This window comes from Chlorogloeopsis fritschii PCC 6912 (assembly GCF_000317285.1).
In the GTDB taxonomy this organism is placed as follows: Bacteria; Cyanobacteriota; Cyanobacteriia; order Cyanobacteriales; family Nostocaceae; genus Chlorogloeopsis; species Chlorogloeopsis fritschii.
This window is the reverse complement of the sequence record NZ_AJLN01000085.1, coordinates 121,889-138,161: the sequence shown is the minus strand read 5'-3', so window position 1 is coordinate 138,161 and position 16,273 is coordinate 121,889. Positions and strand designations below refer to the sequence as shown.

14 protein-coding genes are annotated in these 16,273 nt (G+C 42.5%); 6 read left to right on the top strand and 8 right to left on the bottom strand.

What is annotated here, in order from left to right; translation table 11 throughout:
- Positions 1-69: 69 nt before the first annotated feature.
- Positions 70-822, bottom strand: a complete 753-nt coding sequence (gene rsmG, locus UYC_RS0116985; protein ID WP_016872405.1) for a 16S rRNA (guanine(527)-N(7))-methyltransferase RsmG — start codon at positions 820-822, stop codon at positions 70-72.
- 68 nt (positions 823-890) lie between these two features.
- Positions 891-1,013, bottom strand: coding sequence for a hypothetical protein (locus tag UYC_RS39940; protein WP_268743974.1), 123 nt, complete (start codon positions 1,011-1,013; stop codon positions 891-893).
- A gap of 224 nt (positions 1,014-1,237) precedes the next feature.
- Between UYC_RS39940 and UYC_RS0116980 the strand changes: the two genes are divergently transcribed.
- The gene (locus tag UYC_RS0116980) at positions 1,238-2,881 is read left to right on the top strand and encodes an ArnT family glycosyltransferase (protein ID WP_016872406.1); all 1,644 of its coding nucleotides are present in this window, start codon (positions 1,238-1,240) and stop codon (positions 2,879-2,881) included.
- A 106-nt stretch (positions 2,882-2,987) separates the two neighbouring features.
- Here the strand turns inward: UYC_RS0116980 and UYC_RS0116975 are convergent, their stop codons facing one another.
- Complete coding sequence (locus UYC_RS0116975; protein WP_039750739.1) at positions 2,988-4,103, bottom strand: LptF/LptG family permease; 1,116 nt, start codon at positions 4,101-4,103, stop codon at positions 2,988-2,990.
- 782 nt (positions 4,104-4,885) lie between these two features.
- Here UYC_RS0116975 and UYC_RS0116965 point away from each other — a divergent pair.
- Complete coding sequence (locus UYC_RS0116965; RefSeq protein ID WP_016872408.1) at positions 4,886-7,567, top strand: glycosyltransferase family 39 protein; 2,682 nt, start codon at positions 4,886-4,888, stop codon at positions 7,565-7,567.
- A gap of 3 nt (positions 7,568-7,570) precedes the next feature.
- On the opposite strand, the gene UYC_RS36605 is transcribed toward UYC_RS0116965, so the two are convergent.
- Complete coding sequence (locus UYC_RS36605) at positions 7,571-7,825, bottom strand: hypothetical protein (RefSeq protein ID WP_235082849.1); 255 nt, start codon at positions 7,823-7,825, stop codon at positions 7,571-7,573.
- 110 nt (positions 7,826-7,935) lie between these two features.
- Here UYC_RS36605 and UYC_RS0116960 point away from each other — a divergent pair, with 110 nt between their 5' ends.
- Both UYC_RS0116960 and UYC_RS0116955 read left to right on the top strand, forming a co-directional pair.
- Positions 7,936-9,153: a lipid-A-disaccharide synthase-related protein gene (locus UYC_RS0116960; RefSeq protein ID WP_016872409.1), complete on the top strand. Its 1,218-nt coding sequence runs from the start codon at positions 7,936-7,938 to the stop codon at positions 9,151-9,153.
- Positions 9,154-9,332: 179 nt separating this feature from the next.
- Positions 9,333-11,069, top strand: a complete 1,737-nt coding sequence (locus UYC_RS0116955; protein WP_016872410.1) for an ABC transporter ATP-binding protein — start codon at positions 9,333-9,335, stop codon at positions 11,067-11,069.
- Positions 11,070-11,174: 105 nt separating this feature from the next.
- Here UYC_RS0116955 and UYC_RS0116950 read toward each other — a convergent pair whose 3' ends face one another.
- The 4 genes from UYC_RS0116950 to UYC_RS0116935 all read right to left on the bottom strand — a co-directional run bounded on the left by UYC_RS0116950 (position 11,175) and on the right by UYC_RS0116935 (position 13,929).
- The gene (locus UYC_RS0116950; RefSeq protein ID WP_016872411.1) at positions 11,175-11,609 is read right to left on the bottom strand and encodes an NUDIX hydrolase; all 435 of its coding nucleotides are present in this window, start codon (positions 11,607-11,609) and stop codon (positions 11,175-11,177) included.
- Positions 11,610-11,851: 242 nt separating this feature from the next.
- Positions 11,852-12,304, bottom strand: coding sequence for an NUDIX hydrolase (locus tag UYC_RS0116945; protein WP_016872412.1), 453 nt, complete (start codon positions 12,302-12,304; stop codon positions 11,852-11,854).
- Positions 12,305-12,312: 8 nt separating this feature from the next.
- Complete coding sequence (locus UYC_RS0116940) at positions 12,313-12,765, bottom strand: DUF3531 family protein (protein ID WP_016872413.1); 453 nt, start codon at positions 12,763-12,765, stop codon at positions 12,313-12,315.
- Positions 12,766-12,990: 225 nt separating this feature from the next.
- A complete protein-coding gene (locus UYC_RS0116935; protein ID WP_016872414.1) occupies positions 12,991-13,929 on the bottom strand; it encodes a Sll0314/Alr1548 family TPR repeat-containing protein in 939 nt (312 codons plus the stop codon).
- 311 nt (positions 13,930-14,240) lie between these two features.
- Here UYC_RS0116935 and UYC_RS0116930 point away from each other — a divergent pair, with 311 nt between their 5' ends.
- Entirely contained in the window at positions 14,241-14,924 is a 684-nt protein-coding gene (locus UYC_RS0116930; protein WP_016872415.1) for an ABC transporter ATP-binding protein, read from the top strand.
- Between the two features lie 288 nt (positions 14,925-15,212).
- Positions 15,213-15,947 carry a phycocyanobilin:ferredoxin oxidoreductase gene (locus UYC_RS0116925; protein ID WP_016872416.1) on the top strand — a complete coding sequence of 245 codons (735 nt, stop codon included), beginning with the start codon at positions 15,213-15,215 and terminating at the stop codon, positions 15,945-15,947.
- Positions 15,948-16,273 lie beyond the last annotated feature (326 nt).

Here is a 16,273-nt window from a genome sequence, read left to right as displayed (position 1 = left end):
TAAAAACTAGTATTCGTCTTTTGTCCTGTTTTAATTGTGAATGCAAACAAAAAAGGACAAAAGATGGCTTTACAGAGGTTTTTGTGTGGGTATACCAGCCGCACGGGGAAATTGAACTGGTGTAGTTGCAACTTTGCGTAAGTAAAGACAGTGGCGGATGCTATTACTTAAGGGAGTTGTGAATTTTTCGATTGATTCAATCACGCCACCCAGTTGCTGAACTGCATTTTCCATTGCAGTGTTTTCATCCTCCGTCCAGTTACCCCGGTAAACTATTGCTAAACCACCTTGTTTAAGCAGTGGTAGAGTATATTCTGCACAAACAGAGGCTGCCCCAACAGCGCGAATTAATGCCATATCATATTGTTGGCGGTGTTGAGATTGTTGTCCTATTTCTTCAGCTCTGCCTGTTAGAGTTTTGACATTATTAAGCTCAAGTGCAGACACTACTTGCTCCAGAAAAGCCATTTTTTTTCGAGTAGAGTCCAAAAGTGTAATCGTGCAATCGGGTAAAGCAATTGCGACTGGAATTCCTGGAAAACCCGCACCTGTACCAATATCAACACAAGTAGGAGAACTAGCTTCCCCTAATTTCTCATCTTTCAACAAAGGGGCGATTCCCCGTAAAGAATCCCAAAGATGCTTTTCCCAAAATTCTTCAGGGGCAGTGATGCGAGTTAGGTTCAGCTTTTGATTACCCTCTAAGATTGATTCATACAATCTTTGGAATTGTTCTTGCTGCTGGGCTGTTGGTTGCCAATTGAGAGTAGATTGCCAAATTTCTGGCATTTGAGGCAAATAAGGCAAAGTCAAGTTGTTCACAATTAAAAAAGCGATCGCTACAATTTTGCTACAAAATAGTTTTATCTAAAAATAACTAATTAATTCCCTTAAATAAATAACTGACTCAGTCGTTTTAAAATTCTCAAAACCGTGTACAAATCATGACTGCGTTTGAGGGTATATTCATCAGGTAATTCATAAACAGGCTGTTCTTGTTGAACCATTTTCATAAAAATAAAATTACTACTATTTGTCACAAATCCAAAAAAAGGCCCAAATCAGATGAGAGAAGCAAGTAGAAATGGTAGCATAAATGACCTAGCTTAACGTAAAAACTGAAAAACGGAAGATTTCAAACGGTTGTGTGGCATATAATCACCAAATGTTTAAGCAAATAGTGGATTTAGTGCAAGCATACAGCCAGCCAAAATATTTTGGGTAAGAATTCAAGTAAATGCAAATAGCTCAGAAATTGTTAGCGCAAAAAACTAATTTGTCAGTATTTTTTTTGCTGTTTGGGGGACTGCTGTTTCGAGGCTTCCTTGCTTTCTGGCTTTACCCTACCTTTGATGAAGCTTACTACTATCTTTACAGCCTGCATCTGGACTGGAGTTATTTCGATCATCCAGTTCTGGTTGCACTCACAACTGGTTTTGGGCCGTGGTTGACTGGAGATGTATCCCAATTCACGATTCGCCTGGGAGCGCTGATTTTGTACACAGGCAGTTTGGTGCTATTGTATCTGGCTAGCAAAAGACTATTTTCTGCCAAGGCTGCCAACCTAACATTGGCGATCGCTACCATAAGCCCAATTTTTCTAGTTGGCTTTGGCATCCTCAGCCTACCTGACAGCCCACTGATGTTTTTTTGGTCAGCCAGTTTATATTGTGCAGCCAATGAATTTTTTCGGCAGCCTCGAACTCAAAAGCAAAGCCTTGTGAAGTATGTCCCTAGTTATCGCTTGAGCTACCTTGGTATCCTAGTTGGATTAGCCTGCCTAAGCAAATATCACGGTTTTGTTTTGGGTCTGGGGCTAATTGGTTTTTGTTTAACAAGTCCACCTCATCGCTGTGTAGTCCGCTCTCCTTGGGCATGGTTAGGATTAGGTTTATTTGTCATAACTATCTTGCCAATATTGTTTTGGAATATGCAGCATAATTGGGTGTCCTTTAGTTTTCAATCACAGCGAGCGGTACCCAAAAGCGGCTACAATCTGCTGAGTGTAGGAGCCGTCAGTTTAGCTGGAGTAGTTTACCTGTTCCCAACCATTGGATTACCGCTGTGGTGGGTGAGTTTGCAATCAGCCCTGGCTCGAATAACTCAACTTTTTTCTAGGAAATCACCAAACTATGGGAGAGATTTAGAGGCTTGTGAACTATTGATTTTATGGGTTTCTCTGCCCTTGATTTTAGGATTTACAGTCCTGGGGGGATATCGGCAAATTTTGCCAGCTTGGCCGATGCCAGGATTTTGGGGAATTACTTTACTCTTAGGACAACGGGCAGTCATCTGGGAGCAGCAATCCCGACTTCGGGTGCGGCGATGGCTTTTAGGTTCAGGGATTATGGTTGCCACCATTTTATTTATTCTTCTGCTCCAAGTGACAGCAGGAATATTACAAAAGCCCAGCCAATACGCTTTGATGGGAGGGTTTTTACCCCCCAAGGACGATCCCTCTACAGAATTAATTGATATTCAGCAACTACGGCGCGGCTTTGCTGAATCTCCTGTCCTGCGTGCGGCGTTAGAGAACTCTAACTTTATATTCACCAATCGCTATTACCTGGGTGGGCCGATTGCCATGTCCCTTAGACCTCTAGCTCAAATACCGATTACTTGTTTTGACATTGGTAAAGATTTACGTGGCTTTGCTTTTTGGTCAAGGGCCGATCAATGGTTGGGAAAAGATGCTCTGTATATCACTACTGCCTCTTTTAATAACAGAAAAGACTTGATGGCTAGCTATCGAACTTACTTTAGCAGCCTAATTGAACTCGAAACAGTATTGATTCGACGAGGTGGTGTAGTTACCAACGTCATTTATATTTATCAGGCTAAGAAACTCCTCAAGCCCTATCCCCGTTCTTACGGGATTTGACGAGGAGTTGATTGTGGTTTGTTTATCAATTGTTAGAAATTTGGATTAGCGATTCAACTTCTGCTTACCCACACCTTTGGGTTATTACCTCTACCTCAGTTTCTAGTTAAGATCGCGTGACCCGCCTCAATAAAAATATACCTACTCCCAAAAACACAAAGTTGGGCAACCAAGCTCCCATAAAGGGAGAAAGGATTTTTGCCTGTGCCATAGCACCAGTAATAAAATAGAACAAATAATAAGTAAATATCACTATAACGCTGACACCAAAACTTGTGCCTCGCCCAGTCCGTTGGGGTATGCTTCCCATCGCCGCACCAACTAAACCAAAAACCACACAGATAAAAGGCAAAGAAAATTTTTGTTGAATCCGCACTTGGAGTTTGCGAATCTTTTGCTCATCACCACCGAGACGTTCTAATTCCAATTGTTCTAGCGATTGGATAATGTTCATCTCACCGTAGTCACGGCTTCTTTGTGCCACATCTAATGCTGTGCGGGGTAGTTTAAGCTGTTGTTTTTCAAACCTGACAATATTGCGATAAGAGCGATCGGGGGCGATTAAATAGATAGTACCGTTGTAGAAATCCCAGACACTTTGAGTTGGATTCCATTGAGATGATTCAGCCACAACAATTTGATTGAGACCTTCTTGTGATCGATCGATAATAGTCAAGCCTTTCATCTGTTTACCATCAAACTTGTCGGCGTAAAACAAGCGTGTCAAAATCTTTTCCTTGTCACCATCATTCTGCTGAACGTACCGATATTCTGGATAAAAAATATTTTCCTGCTTAAATGTTGGCTTATCTGACTTCAACACTTTGTCTAGAGTTAGAGATGCTTGATAATTAGCTGCTGGTACAATCTGCTCGTTAAATACAAACGTTAATACTGTCACTAAAAAGCTCATGATTACAGCAGTCAACACCATGCGATAAGTGCTGACCCCACAACCACGTAGGGCAATTAACTCACTCTCGCTAGATAGACGACTGTAAGTCATCAAAGTAGCAAGGAGCGTGGACATAGGCAAAGCTAAAACAGCAAACTCAGGAAATCTCAATAAAAAAACTTTCAAGGCAATGCCTATTGGTAGCCCTGATTCTATTATTTTCCTGACTAGGTCAAAAGCAGTGTCGATTGTAACACCGATGGAAGAAAAAGCCCCAACACCAAATAAAAATGGTGGCAGTAGTTCGCTAGCCAAGTAGCGATCCATGATGGAAAATGGCAGCAGCGAATTGAGGGTATAGAAAAATTTGTATTTAGCCATTAGTTAATAACTTTTCTCCAGGCTAATCATCGAGATGTTGGAACAAAAAGTTCCCCCTCATCAGCAAACAAGTAATCCCAAAGTTGTCAAAAAACTCGCTCCCAGTTTTTGTCCAAAAAGCTAATCCTTGTTTTTTGTCGTTTACTTTAGCAATCACTATCTTTTTTAGCAAATACTATCTGTTCTACTTGATAAAACTTATGGTTAACAAAATCACATTGACAAATTTAAATTATTTCGTGACTGCGCTGACCATTATAAATATATTCTCTAAGCAGTCCAAATAGCGAATATAAGTTAATTATGCTTGAATTTCTTCTTGTAACTTGTGCTTGCAGGCTTCTAAACTAAATTAGTCATAAAATTTATCAATGGTTAAGTAAGTAGGTTAAGTAAGTATATGAGTAGGAAAACATGGTAATTTGTTGGCCCAACTGTGGATGCGATTTGAAGAGCCACAAAAACTACCTGCCTACGGTTGTGTTTCTACTGGTACTTTGTAGGTAAAATTTGCCCCTTGAGGGAACAATATCTGATTTTGAAGCGATCGCGTTTGATAGCGGTTTATTTATTTCCCTCCCGGCAGTAGATAATAGGTATTTGCCAGTAGGTAGCTTTTTGTGCCAATGCTGCCAAATGGGACTGGGTTAATCCTCTAGGCTTTGCGAATGCGCTCTTGCGTTATTGCTAGCAGGCGTCGCCAATTTAGAAACACAACCTCCTAGCTTATGAGTCATCGAAAATATCCAAGCAAAGGCTGCAAAAATTTACTGATATTGGGCATTATTTGGTTATTAGGTGCAGTATGCGATCGCATCTGGTTCGCCTTAGATCGCTCCATTCCAGCTTGGGATCAGGCAGATTATTTAACTGGTACGTTGAATTATTGGCAAGCGCTGCAAAACCCTCAATGGTGGGATAGCGAGTGGTGGCAAAGTTTTTGGACGATTTCTTCTAAAATACCGCCCTTAACTTACATTCTTGCAGCTGTTGTACAGAATATATTTGGCACTGGCCCCGATCAAGCTGCACTAGTAATGTTGTTATTCAGTGCAATTTTACTAGGCTCAGTCTATGGATTAGGCACAGCCTTGTTTAACAGTACTGTAGGCTTATGGGCAGCTGCACTCTGCCAAGTCATCCCCGCTCTTTATGTATTACGTCTAAATTTTCTCCTTGATTATCCTCTAACATCTGCTGTCACCTTCAGTTTTTTTTGCTTCACGCTTTGGCAAGTCACACTTAAGAAGGTAGAAGGAAATAGCGACAAGGGGACAAGGGGGCAAGGAGTTGAGGGAGGTGAGGAATTGATAAGAGTAAATTCTTCCCCATTCTCCCCATCTTCCCTATCTTCCTCATCTGTTGCTCCCCCTCCTCTCCTCCTGGCAGCAGTCTTTGGTTTATCTTTGGGTTTGGCCTTATTGGTAAAGCAAACGGCGTTATTCTTTCTATTCACACCGATCGCATGGGTTGGGTTTACCTCACTTCGTCAACGCCGTTGGGGACAACTGGCGCAGTTGCTTGGCGCTTTATTATTATCAACCTTGGTATTTGCTCCTTGGTATCGTGCCAATTGGTTACTTATTCTCACTTCTGGCAAACGGGCAACGATAGATTCTGCTATTGCTGAAGACGATCCACCTTTAAATACGCTGGAAGCCTGGACTTATTACTGGCATCACTTACCCGCTCAAGTTTCTTGGCCATTATTACTTATACCAATATTTGCTTTACTACTTTATTGGGGACTGACTGCGGTAGATGACGCAAAGACTCGGAGAGGGGGAGACGCGGAGAAACTATCAAAAATATTCCCCGTGTCCCCTGCCTGGAGCCTGAAATGGTTGGCAATATTTTGGATAGGCGCTTATTTACTGTCATCGCTAAACCCAAATAAAGATGACCGTTATGTGTTGCCTTATTTACCAGTACTAACAGTATTTTTAGCATATGGGTTAACTCGTCTTCGTAGTTTGTGGGGACAGCGGATTCGTTGGGGTACTTTTGGTTTAGCAGTGCTTTTAATGTTGTTCAACCTATTTCCCATTGGAGGATTTATTGGTAATGGCATGACACTTGCTTTGAGTCCAAATGCCCGGCAGTTCCCTAATATGAAAGAAGAGTTACCACTGCCCCAAGTAATAGCCCAAATCGTTGAAACAGAACCATATTTGCGTTCTACTTTGGGAGTTTTACCATCAACGAAAAAAATTAATCAACACAATTTGAATTATTATGGAAGGCTGGCAAATTTCCAAGTTTACGGACGACAGGTAGGAGTCAAAAAGAAGTTTGTTCAACAGGATGCGCGATCGCTTTCGTGGTTTCTAAGCAAAGCTGGCAAACAAGGTTCAGTCCCGAAAGCTCAAGCTCTGATGGTTAAAACTGTCGAGGAAGATGGTAATTTTCAACTTCACAAAACTTGGACTTCTGGTGACACCACTCTGAAGCTTTATCATCAACAAACACCGCCAATAGAAGTCAAACAGATTTCTCAACAACAACCACAAGCTCAGATTGCTTTGTTACAAGTCACAGTACCGGAAAAAGCCCCACCACAAGTGCCAGTACCTGTAACTTATGAGTGGAATGGTTCTTGGGAAGAATTGCAAAACGGTATCGTGTTGTTAACTTGGCGAAACCTCTCCGCTCAGGAAAGTGGGGAAAAGACTGCCTCTACGCTTGCAAGGGAGAAATTATGGATACACGATCACGGTATCGGCATGGGAAATTTATATGCAGGCGCAAACAAACCTCAAGGTACATTCCGAGTTATTGAAAGATTGGCAATGCTACCGCCTGCTGATGTGACACCAGGAAATTACGCTTTAGAAGCGATGTACCTTAACCGTGTTTCTGGAGAAACTTATCCAATTCCTGTACCAAAAGTAACACTACAAATTGATCCGCAAGCAGCCCCTGCAACCTCACCAGAGTTGGATTTACTTACACAGTTGCGGGTATTAGCAGCAAATTTACCACAAGGAACAAAGGCATTAGAGCAATTGTTTGCAGAAATTGGACGTATCAATCAATACGACCCCATCCAAGATTATTTAGAACAAGCGCGATTGAGTTTAGAATATCGCTTGCAACAAGATTCGCAAAATCGTGATTGGGCTTATGCTTTGGCTTTAGCAAACGTGTTGCAAAAAAGAGTGAGTGGTGCGATCGCTGCCCTAGAACAAGTAACTCAATTAGACTCAGAAAATCCTTACGCTTGGGCATATTTAGCATTTGTCCAACTCTATAACTGGCAGCCAAGAGCAGCGGAAAAATCTCTGCAACCAAGTTTGACTAAAAATCCTGACTCTCAAGAAATTCAAGCATTGAATGGAGTAGCTGCGCTCATGCAAGGAAAAGTAATTCAAGCATGGCAGATATATCAAAAATTAGGGGCTAGGGGCTAGGGGCTAGGGGCTAGGAAAGAAGCACCAAGAGCACCAGGAGTAGAGGGGCAACAGGGGAGAACGGGGGAGCGTGGGAGCGAGAGAATAAGAGTAAATACCCTCGTACCTTCCCTCTTTCATACCCTCACTCCTTCTGGGTGTCCCCTTGTCACCGCGTCTTCCCATTCCCCAACCTCGCGGCACATTTTCGATAATTCCAGCGACTATACCACAGTGGTCAATATCTTGTACTCTGATTTGTGGGGCTGATGGTGTCATGAGTAAAAATACCATGAATTTCTTTGCCGATCTGCGGAATGGCTAAAAGTCTCACAACAAAGCATTTTATATTTAGCAACCATTTTTTCTTTTGCTATTAAAACTCCAAAATGCCTTCTTCTAAGCGAATCTTATTTATTAGTAACGGTCATGGAGAGGATAATCATACCTCTCATGTTATTCAAACTTTGCGCCAATTGTGTCCTGCTCTTGACATGGCAGCAATGCCGATTGTGGGGGAAGGAAAAGCCTACCGCAGCTTGAACATCCCCATTATTGGCCCAACCCAGAGAATGCCCTCTGGAGGATTCTTCTACATGAGACGCTTCTATTTGCTCAAAGATTTTCAAGCAGGATTGATTGGGCTAACTTGGCAGCAGTTACAAGCGGTGTTGCAGTATGCTCCCAACTGCGATTTGATTATGGCTACTGGGGATGTCGTCTCTCAGACATTCGCTTACTTAACGAAACGCCCTTTTGTCTCTTTTATCTCTTGTCTTTCTGCCCTCTACGAAGGGCGATTGCGTCTCAATCCACTTCTGTGGCACGATCTTAATTCTTCTCGGTGTCTGGCAGTTGTAACCAGAGATCCTTATACAGCCAAAGATCTAAATAAACAAGGTTTAACTAAAGCTCAGTTTGGTGGTATTCCGGCTTTAGATCGGCTTGTGCCTACTGGCAAAAACTTGTACCTAAAACCAGATATTCCTGCGATCGCTCTTTTGCCTGGCTCGCGCATCCCAGAAGCTGTGCGAAATTTCTGTTTGCAGTTGCAGCTGGTGTTGGAAATAGCCAAGATCATGCCTGAACCAGGAGTACAGTTTCGCGCCGCCTTAGTACCAGATTTGATGACACAACTGGACGAAATTGCCAAAAGTCAAGGTTGGCAACACCAGCAAGGCATACTCACCTATTCTCCTGTGGGAAGTTCTCCTGACGCACCACCGCTTGCAGAAGTCAGATGTTACTCAGATGCCTTTAGCGACATCGTTTGTGAATCTACCCTCGTTATTGGCATGGCAGGGTTGGCAGTGGATCTGGCGGTAGCGATCGGTAAACCTGTCATCCAAATTCCCGGAGAGGGGCCTCAATTCACTTATCAATTTGCAGAGGCACAGACACGGCTCTTAGGCATTTCTGCACAAACCATCGGCACCAAGCCAGCAACCCCTGAAATTCTCAAACAAGCAGCTAGACGAGTAGTCGAGACTTTACAAGATGCAGACTACCTTGCCAAGTGTCAAGAAAATGGCCGCCAGCGATTTGGGCCGCCTGGTGCATCTGAGAGAATTGCCCGCCTTCTGCTAACTTATCTAGGAGAAACTTAGTAGAAATTGCTGCTCAACAGAGATATTGCACTATTCTCAATAACCGTAGGGTGGGCAATGCTCACAAGGTAAAAATAAGGGTTTGAGCCAATCAATAGTATTGCCCACTCTACAAAAATCTAAAAAACATAGTAAAAATTAATACTCAGGCTAGCGAATCTCAATCAAGTAAGGAGAAAATGAAAGTCCGCTCTAGCTACTGGCAATTGTTGCCTTATCTGTGGCCCCAATGGCCGCTGTTAATTCGGGGAGTAGCTTGTATCTTGGGATACGTGCTGTTTACCTTATCACTGCCCTACCTAGCAGGTCAGGTCGCTTTTTTTATTGGTCAGGGAAATGTTAACCAGATTGCCTACTGGCTCGGGCTAGCCACTCTGGTATTTTTGGTGCGGGGGCTTTTTCAGTACGGGCAGAATATCTTTATGATCGACGCTGCTCTGGAAATGGCTTTGAACGTGCGCAAGCGAGTCTACGCCCACCTGCACAAACTCGGATTGGATTACTTTGAAACTACACAAACAGGCGACCTTACTTATCGCTTGACTGAAGATGTCGATCGCGTAGGCGAGATTGTTGATAAGTTATCTCATCAGTTTCTTTCCAACATCTTGCAGCTAATTGCCATTCCCGCTTATATGCTCTACCTGAATTGGCCGCTCACGCTCGCGGGTTTAATATTAGCTCCCATCATGGCTTGGTTGATCGGGCAATTTGGTCAGCGATTACTTGTGTTATCTCGCCAAAGTCAAAACCAAGTTTCCAATCTATCTGCGTTACTAACTGAAGTTTTTAGCGGCATTCGCGTTGTTCAGGCTTTTGCGGCACAAGGCTATGAAGTAAAGCGATTCAATCGGGAAGCAGAATACAATCGCTTGGCTAAGTACCGCACTCAACAGCTCAAAGCCATTCAGTTTCCTGTGGTAGGTTTTTTGGAAGCAGTCAGTATTATGCTGCTGTTTTTATTGGGAGGATGGCAGATTTCTCAAAACAATCTCACCGGTCAAGAATTTATCAGCTTCTTAACTGCCGTAGCTTTACTGATTCAGCCCATCGATTTAACGATAAGCAATTACAACGAGTTTAAACAGACTGAAGCCTCTGTTGAACGGATCTTTGAATTAATGGCGAAGCAGCCTAGTCTCAGCGAAAATCCGAATGCAAAAGAACTGCCACGAGTCATGGGGAAAGTAGAGTATCGTCATGTCAGTTTTGCCTACAATCCCAGTCAGCCAGTCCTAAAGGATCTGTGCCTGCAAGCTTCTCCTGGCGATGTCATTGCCCTAGTTGGTTCTTCTGGAGCAGGTAAATCGACGTTAATTAGCCTTTTACTTCGCTTCTACGATCCTCAGGCAGGTCAAATTTTGATTGATGATATTGATATCCGCGATGTGACACTAACTAGTTTGCGCCGTCAAATCGGCATTGTTCCTCAGGATATTACCTTATTTTCGGGAACGATCGCCGAAAACATCGGTTACGGCCAAGAAGAATTAGATTTAGAAGCAATTCAGGAAGCGGCAAAAATTGCCAACGCCCACTCCTTTATCACCCAATTTTCCCAAGGTTACCATAGCTGGGTAGGCGAGCGTGGAGTTAACTTATCTGGAGGACAACGCCAAAGATTAGCGATCGCCAGAGCAATTGTCAACGATCCTCGAATTCTGATCTTAGATGAGGCTACCTCTGCCCTAGATTCTGAATCAGAAGCATTAGTTCAAGAGGCGCTTGAGCGAGTCATGCAAAATCGTACCGTGTTTATTATCGCCCATCGCCTCAGCAGCGTCCGTCGCGCTGACTGCATTCTCGTACTAGAACAAGGACAGGTGGTAGAAGCTGGTACCCATGACTCCCTCCTTTCCCAAGGAGGACGGTATGCCCGTTTTTACGCCCAACAGTTCTACTCTACAAATCAGTAGCCGACACCTTAAAAGGTGCGGCTACACAGACAAAGCCTGCCTTTGCAGGCTTGGTTCGTGTAGCCTCAGGCTTGAGCCTGTAGGCTTCAGTGAACCGTTATGAGTCTATAAATAATCGCAAAACTCTTCAGGCACTAATCTCAATTCACCTGATTTCACGCGAGAAATATCTATCCAAAGAGCTTTGTGTTGAGAATTATGTGTTGGTTCAATGAAAACTAATTCCTGCAACTGATAAAACTTTGGATCGATAAACTCGCACTCATAAACTTGTACAATTTCATGACCTGGCTTACCTTCAAGAGTAAATAAATTTTCCAGACAACCCCGATAGCGAATATTTTTTAATTCTGCTTGGATTTCTTCTTGAAATTCTCGTTCCAGTGCGGCACAGCTAGTTTCACCAAATTCAATACTGCCACCCAAGGCACGATAATATTTTTGTTGCTTTACTGAATCATAATCTTCAGAAACAAAAATCCGATTTCCATCTCGGATTAATCCAAATACTTTCACCCGAATTTTTCTTGTTTTTTTCATTAATTTATGTTTAATGAGAATTCAAACGGCAAGCAAAAATCATATTTTAGAAATCGACCACAGATGAACACTGATAAACACAGATAAAATCTGTGTGCATCTCGTGGTTTATCTGTGGTTGTAATTAACGTAGATCGTGATGGTTGCTAAAAGTCTATTATAGTAGTCCTCAACTTCTGCTCAGATAGCCCTACTACAAGCTTTTTCTATTGAATCATTTTAGTCGTGTCAGTCTACTACAATCACAGAAATTCAAAAATCTGCTCTGGAACTAACTTTAATTCTCCTGATTTGAAGCGACTAATCTCTACCCAAAGCGCTGTTTTTTGTCGTTCACCTTCAGCAAATTCTATCTTTTCTAATTGATAAAAATTAGGGTCAACAAAATCGCATTCATAAAGTTGAATGATTTCGTGCCCAGGCTGATTATTATAAATAAATATATTCTCCAAACAGCCCAAATAGCGAATATTAGTTAATTCCGCTTGAATTTCTTCTTGAAACTCGCGCTTGAGGGCTTCTAAACTAGTTTCACCAAAGTCTATACCACCACCCAAGGCACGATAAAAAATTTGCTGCGTGAATTTATCGTAGCCTTGGGAGATGAAAAGGCGTTCGCGTAGCGTACGCTTTGCGTACTCGCCATCTCGAATTAATCCCAAGGCTAAGACGCGAATTTCTCTTGACTTGCCCATTGTTATCGCTAGTTATCGTAGATAAACGAAGGACGACTTTCACTTTCTTCGACAGGCCAATCTGGATTCTCGCCACCGATGTAAACTTCATCAATGGTGACGTATTCCACACCCAATTGCTGAATAGCATTAATCAGGATATCTAAGGCGATCGCATCAGAAGTTCCCAAGTCAAACCAGCAACGTGCCCAGTCTCCTTGGTATTCAAAGTCACCCTTATTGTGCATCAGTGCTAGCAAGCTTTTATCGTATGCTTCTGAATCATAATTCATGTAGCTGATATCTAATCCCGTCTCCTGTACCTGGAGATTTTCGGCATTAAATGCGCCTAATTTGCCCAAGTAAAACCAAGAATCAAAAAGTTCTTCTACATACTCTCTTTCACGTGCAGAAGGCACAGTGCTAAATTTTAGCCAAATCCACAAATCAAAAGGGTTAAACTCGCGAAACTGTATTTTCATCCCTTTAAAATCTCTAAGTAATTATTGCTCAAGACTAATTGTAGAAGAAGGGGATTGGGTATTGGGTATTGGGTACTGGTGATTGGGTAATTCAATTTTGGATTTTGGAGCAAAGCTATTTTAGATTGGAACTTAATCTAAAATCCAAAATCTAAAATCTAAAATTTCTAGCCCCTAGTCCCCTGTCACCTGTCCCCTGTCACCTATCTCCTAATCCCCTCTCCCCTACCTTTGAGCTTTAGCAATATCTCTAACTGTGAGGCGGCGTTCGCGTTGAATTTGTTTCACCAAACCTGCTGGCAATTGAGCTTGTTTTGTCAATGCTTTGTCAAAATTATTGACCGCTTCCTGCATCATTTGTTGATTTTTATCTTTTTTCGCCATTCCCCGCTGGATTTGGGCTTTGAGATAATACAACTCTGGGTTATCTGGTGTCATTTTCAAGGCACGCTCTGCATATTCGAGTGCGCGATCATACTGTTTTAAATCTCGATAAGCAAGGGCAATACCCCGATCAACCAGATATTGAGGCCCGGCATTTTTTTCTAAACGTTCTATTGCCTGCTGTGGACTAGCAAATGGCAAATTTACAGCTAGCATCAAGTCCATATAGCCCTTGAGCAAATTCAATTCTGCATCGTTGGGAGCAACAGCTTCGGCTTGATCTAAATGTTTATAAATTTCCCGCAACCGACTCAAGGCTTTTGGTGCAGCATTGACTGTACCCTCGCGCTGCATAATAACTGCCCCTTCTAAAAAATGACCAACAGCAGTATAAAGGTTACCGCGCAAGGGATCGCTAGAAATTAGCTTTTGGGCGCTTTCTAAAGTTTTCTTGCTGTAAATTTCTAATGAAGCCCAATCTTTATTGGTGTATGCTAATGATGCCTTCATTGCATAGGCTAGAGGTTCATTTGGTTCTTTAGATATTGCCTGTTGCAAGTAGCTTTCGGCGGCTTTATAGTCACCCTTTTGGAAAATGGCGTTGAATGCTGCTTCGGTGTTGTTACCAATGTTACGTGGTTCTTTACTACGAAAAGGATCGGCAGCAACAGAGGGATTGCCCCAGACATTGAGAACCAGGGTTGTGGCAATAGCTACTTGAGCAAGCTTTGTCAATCTAGCAGGCACAGTTGCTTGCACAGGTAGAAACCTTTTAATCATTGTTACGTTTCCTTCAGAATAATTGCTGTTGAATTTGTTTAATGTGTTACTTAAAATGCAGAAAGTGAGTCATGCTCGCTATTGTGTTAGGCTGAATTTTTATACAGTTTGACTGTGGTAATTTTTACAGGTTCCCATTCTCTTATAGCTATTATTTAAAGTTGTAACTCGCTGCAATAAGGCAGCAGTGTAATTCTAGCTGCTATATAGAAGATGTGAGCAGGGTATGCAATACAAAATTTTCGGGACTTTGCAACCGCTCGCAGTGTAGTTAATTAAGTAAGTTGCTGACTTTTTGGTACTTTTAGCAAATGCTCTATCTTAAAAATCTAATTTATCACCCTACAGCTTGCCCAACTTCGATTCTCAAATCTATTAATTTGAACTTAGCACCCCAACAGTTAGGTCTGATTATCGGGCCGAGTGGTTCTGGCAAAAGCACGTTACTCGAAATTTTGTCTGGTTTAGCTGAACCCACTTCTGGCTATGTTTTCTGGCGCGAACAAAATCTGACTGCCGAACAGCTACAACAATTGGCAGGATTAGTGTTTCAGTTCCCCGAACGCCATTTTTGTGGCGGTACGATTTTAGAAGAATTGCGCTTGGGACATCCAGAGTTGGGAACAGAGCGAGTTAGGCAGGCATTGCAAGAAGTAGGGTTAGAGCATTTATCACTTTCGTCATCACCCCATGCCTTAAGCGGTGGTCAGCAACGACGTTTGGCTTTAGCCGTACAATTAATTCGCCAGCCAAATTTATTATTGTTGGATGAACCTACAGCTGGGTTGGATTGGTCGATGCGTAGGCAACTGGTAAATTTATTGGCAAAACTAAAAAGAGATCGGACTTTACTAGTAGTAACCCATGACGCGGGAGATTTGTTAGCGATCGCCGACTGTTGCTGGAGCATCAATCATGGCGAACTAGAAGCAATCGATCCATATACATTAGAAAAATTGGAAACCAATGTTCAAGAACCTTTGCCTGCAGCGTAGATGAGGGAGGGTAACAAGGGGAGGGGGAGAGTGGGAGATGGGGAAGCTGGGGAGATGGGGGAATAACCACTAACCACTAACTACTAACCACTGTACGGGCGGGTTTAGAAGATAAATTATCAGTTTTAACCCAAAGATAATCAACAAAACCCGCCCCTACTAACAAATAACTAATGACTAATGACTAACTACTAACCACTTGGTTACTGTTTGGTTATGTTGCAGTGACATTAGCAAGTGCGTGGCGGGCTGTACACTGGCCACTAGATAAGATTCTTTGGTTAAAAGATGTTAACGATTAAGCCCTCACTACGCGAGCAACAACATCCTCTCATTCGTCAACTGGCTGATAGTATTGAAGCAGCTTGGCAACAGCACCTAGATCTGTCACCCTACAATTTGCCTGCGGATCTGGGGTATGTAGAAGGCAGACTGGAAGGCGAAAAACTAACCATCGAAAATCGCTGCTATCAAACACCCCAATTTCGCAAATTGCACTTGGAACTGGCAAAAGTGGGAAATATGCTGGATATTTTACACTGTGTCATGTTTCCTCGCCCAGAATACGATTTGCCGATGTTTGGTTGCGATTTAGTCGGAGGTAGGGGTCAAATTAGTGCAGCGATCGCCGATCTTTCACCAGTTAGTTCCGATCGCTCTTTACCAGAATCTTATATTTCCTCACTCTCGGCACTACCAAAAGTCAATTTTTCCCAACCGCGAGAATTACCTGAATGGGGACATATCTTTTCTGATTTTTGTGTCTTTGTCCGCCCGGCTTCACCAGAAGAAGAAGCGATGTTTCTCAAGCACGTGCAGGCTTTTCTAGAAATTCACTGTCAAAATGCGATCGCTTCTACACCAGTTTCATCCGACAAGGTGAAACAAATTCTGGCCGGACAACGTAATTATTGCAGCAACCAACAGCAAAATGACAAAACTCGTCGCGTTCTGGAAAAAGCTTTTGGTTCAGAATGGGCAGAAAATTATATGTCTACAGTTTTGTTTGATTTGCCAAATTAAATAAGTAGAAGGCAGAAGGCAGAAGCTATTTTTGTAGGGTGGGCACTGCCTAAATTTCCTCAAGCCCTTATTTTTACTTTGTGGACAGTGCCCACCTTACTGTTATTGAGAGTGGTACAAGTTATCAGTCTACGTACTTATTTCTTAAGCTGCTTTCTTTGGTAGCAACTAAACAGCGAGAGCGTAAAGTGTGAAGTGTAAATTGTACAGTATGAACTAATTAAGTCATATTTACACTTCAGCAAGTAGCCTTGAGATTTCATCCTTTATGCTCTCTTTCTTTTCCAAAATCTTACCCATCATCTGTAGACTCTGTTACGTTTCAC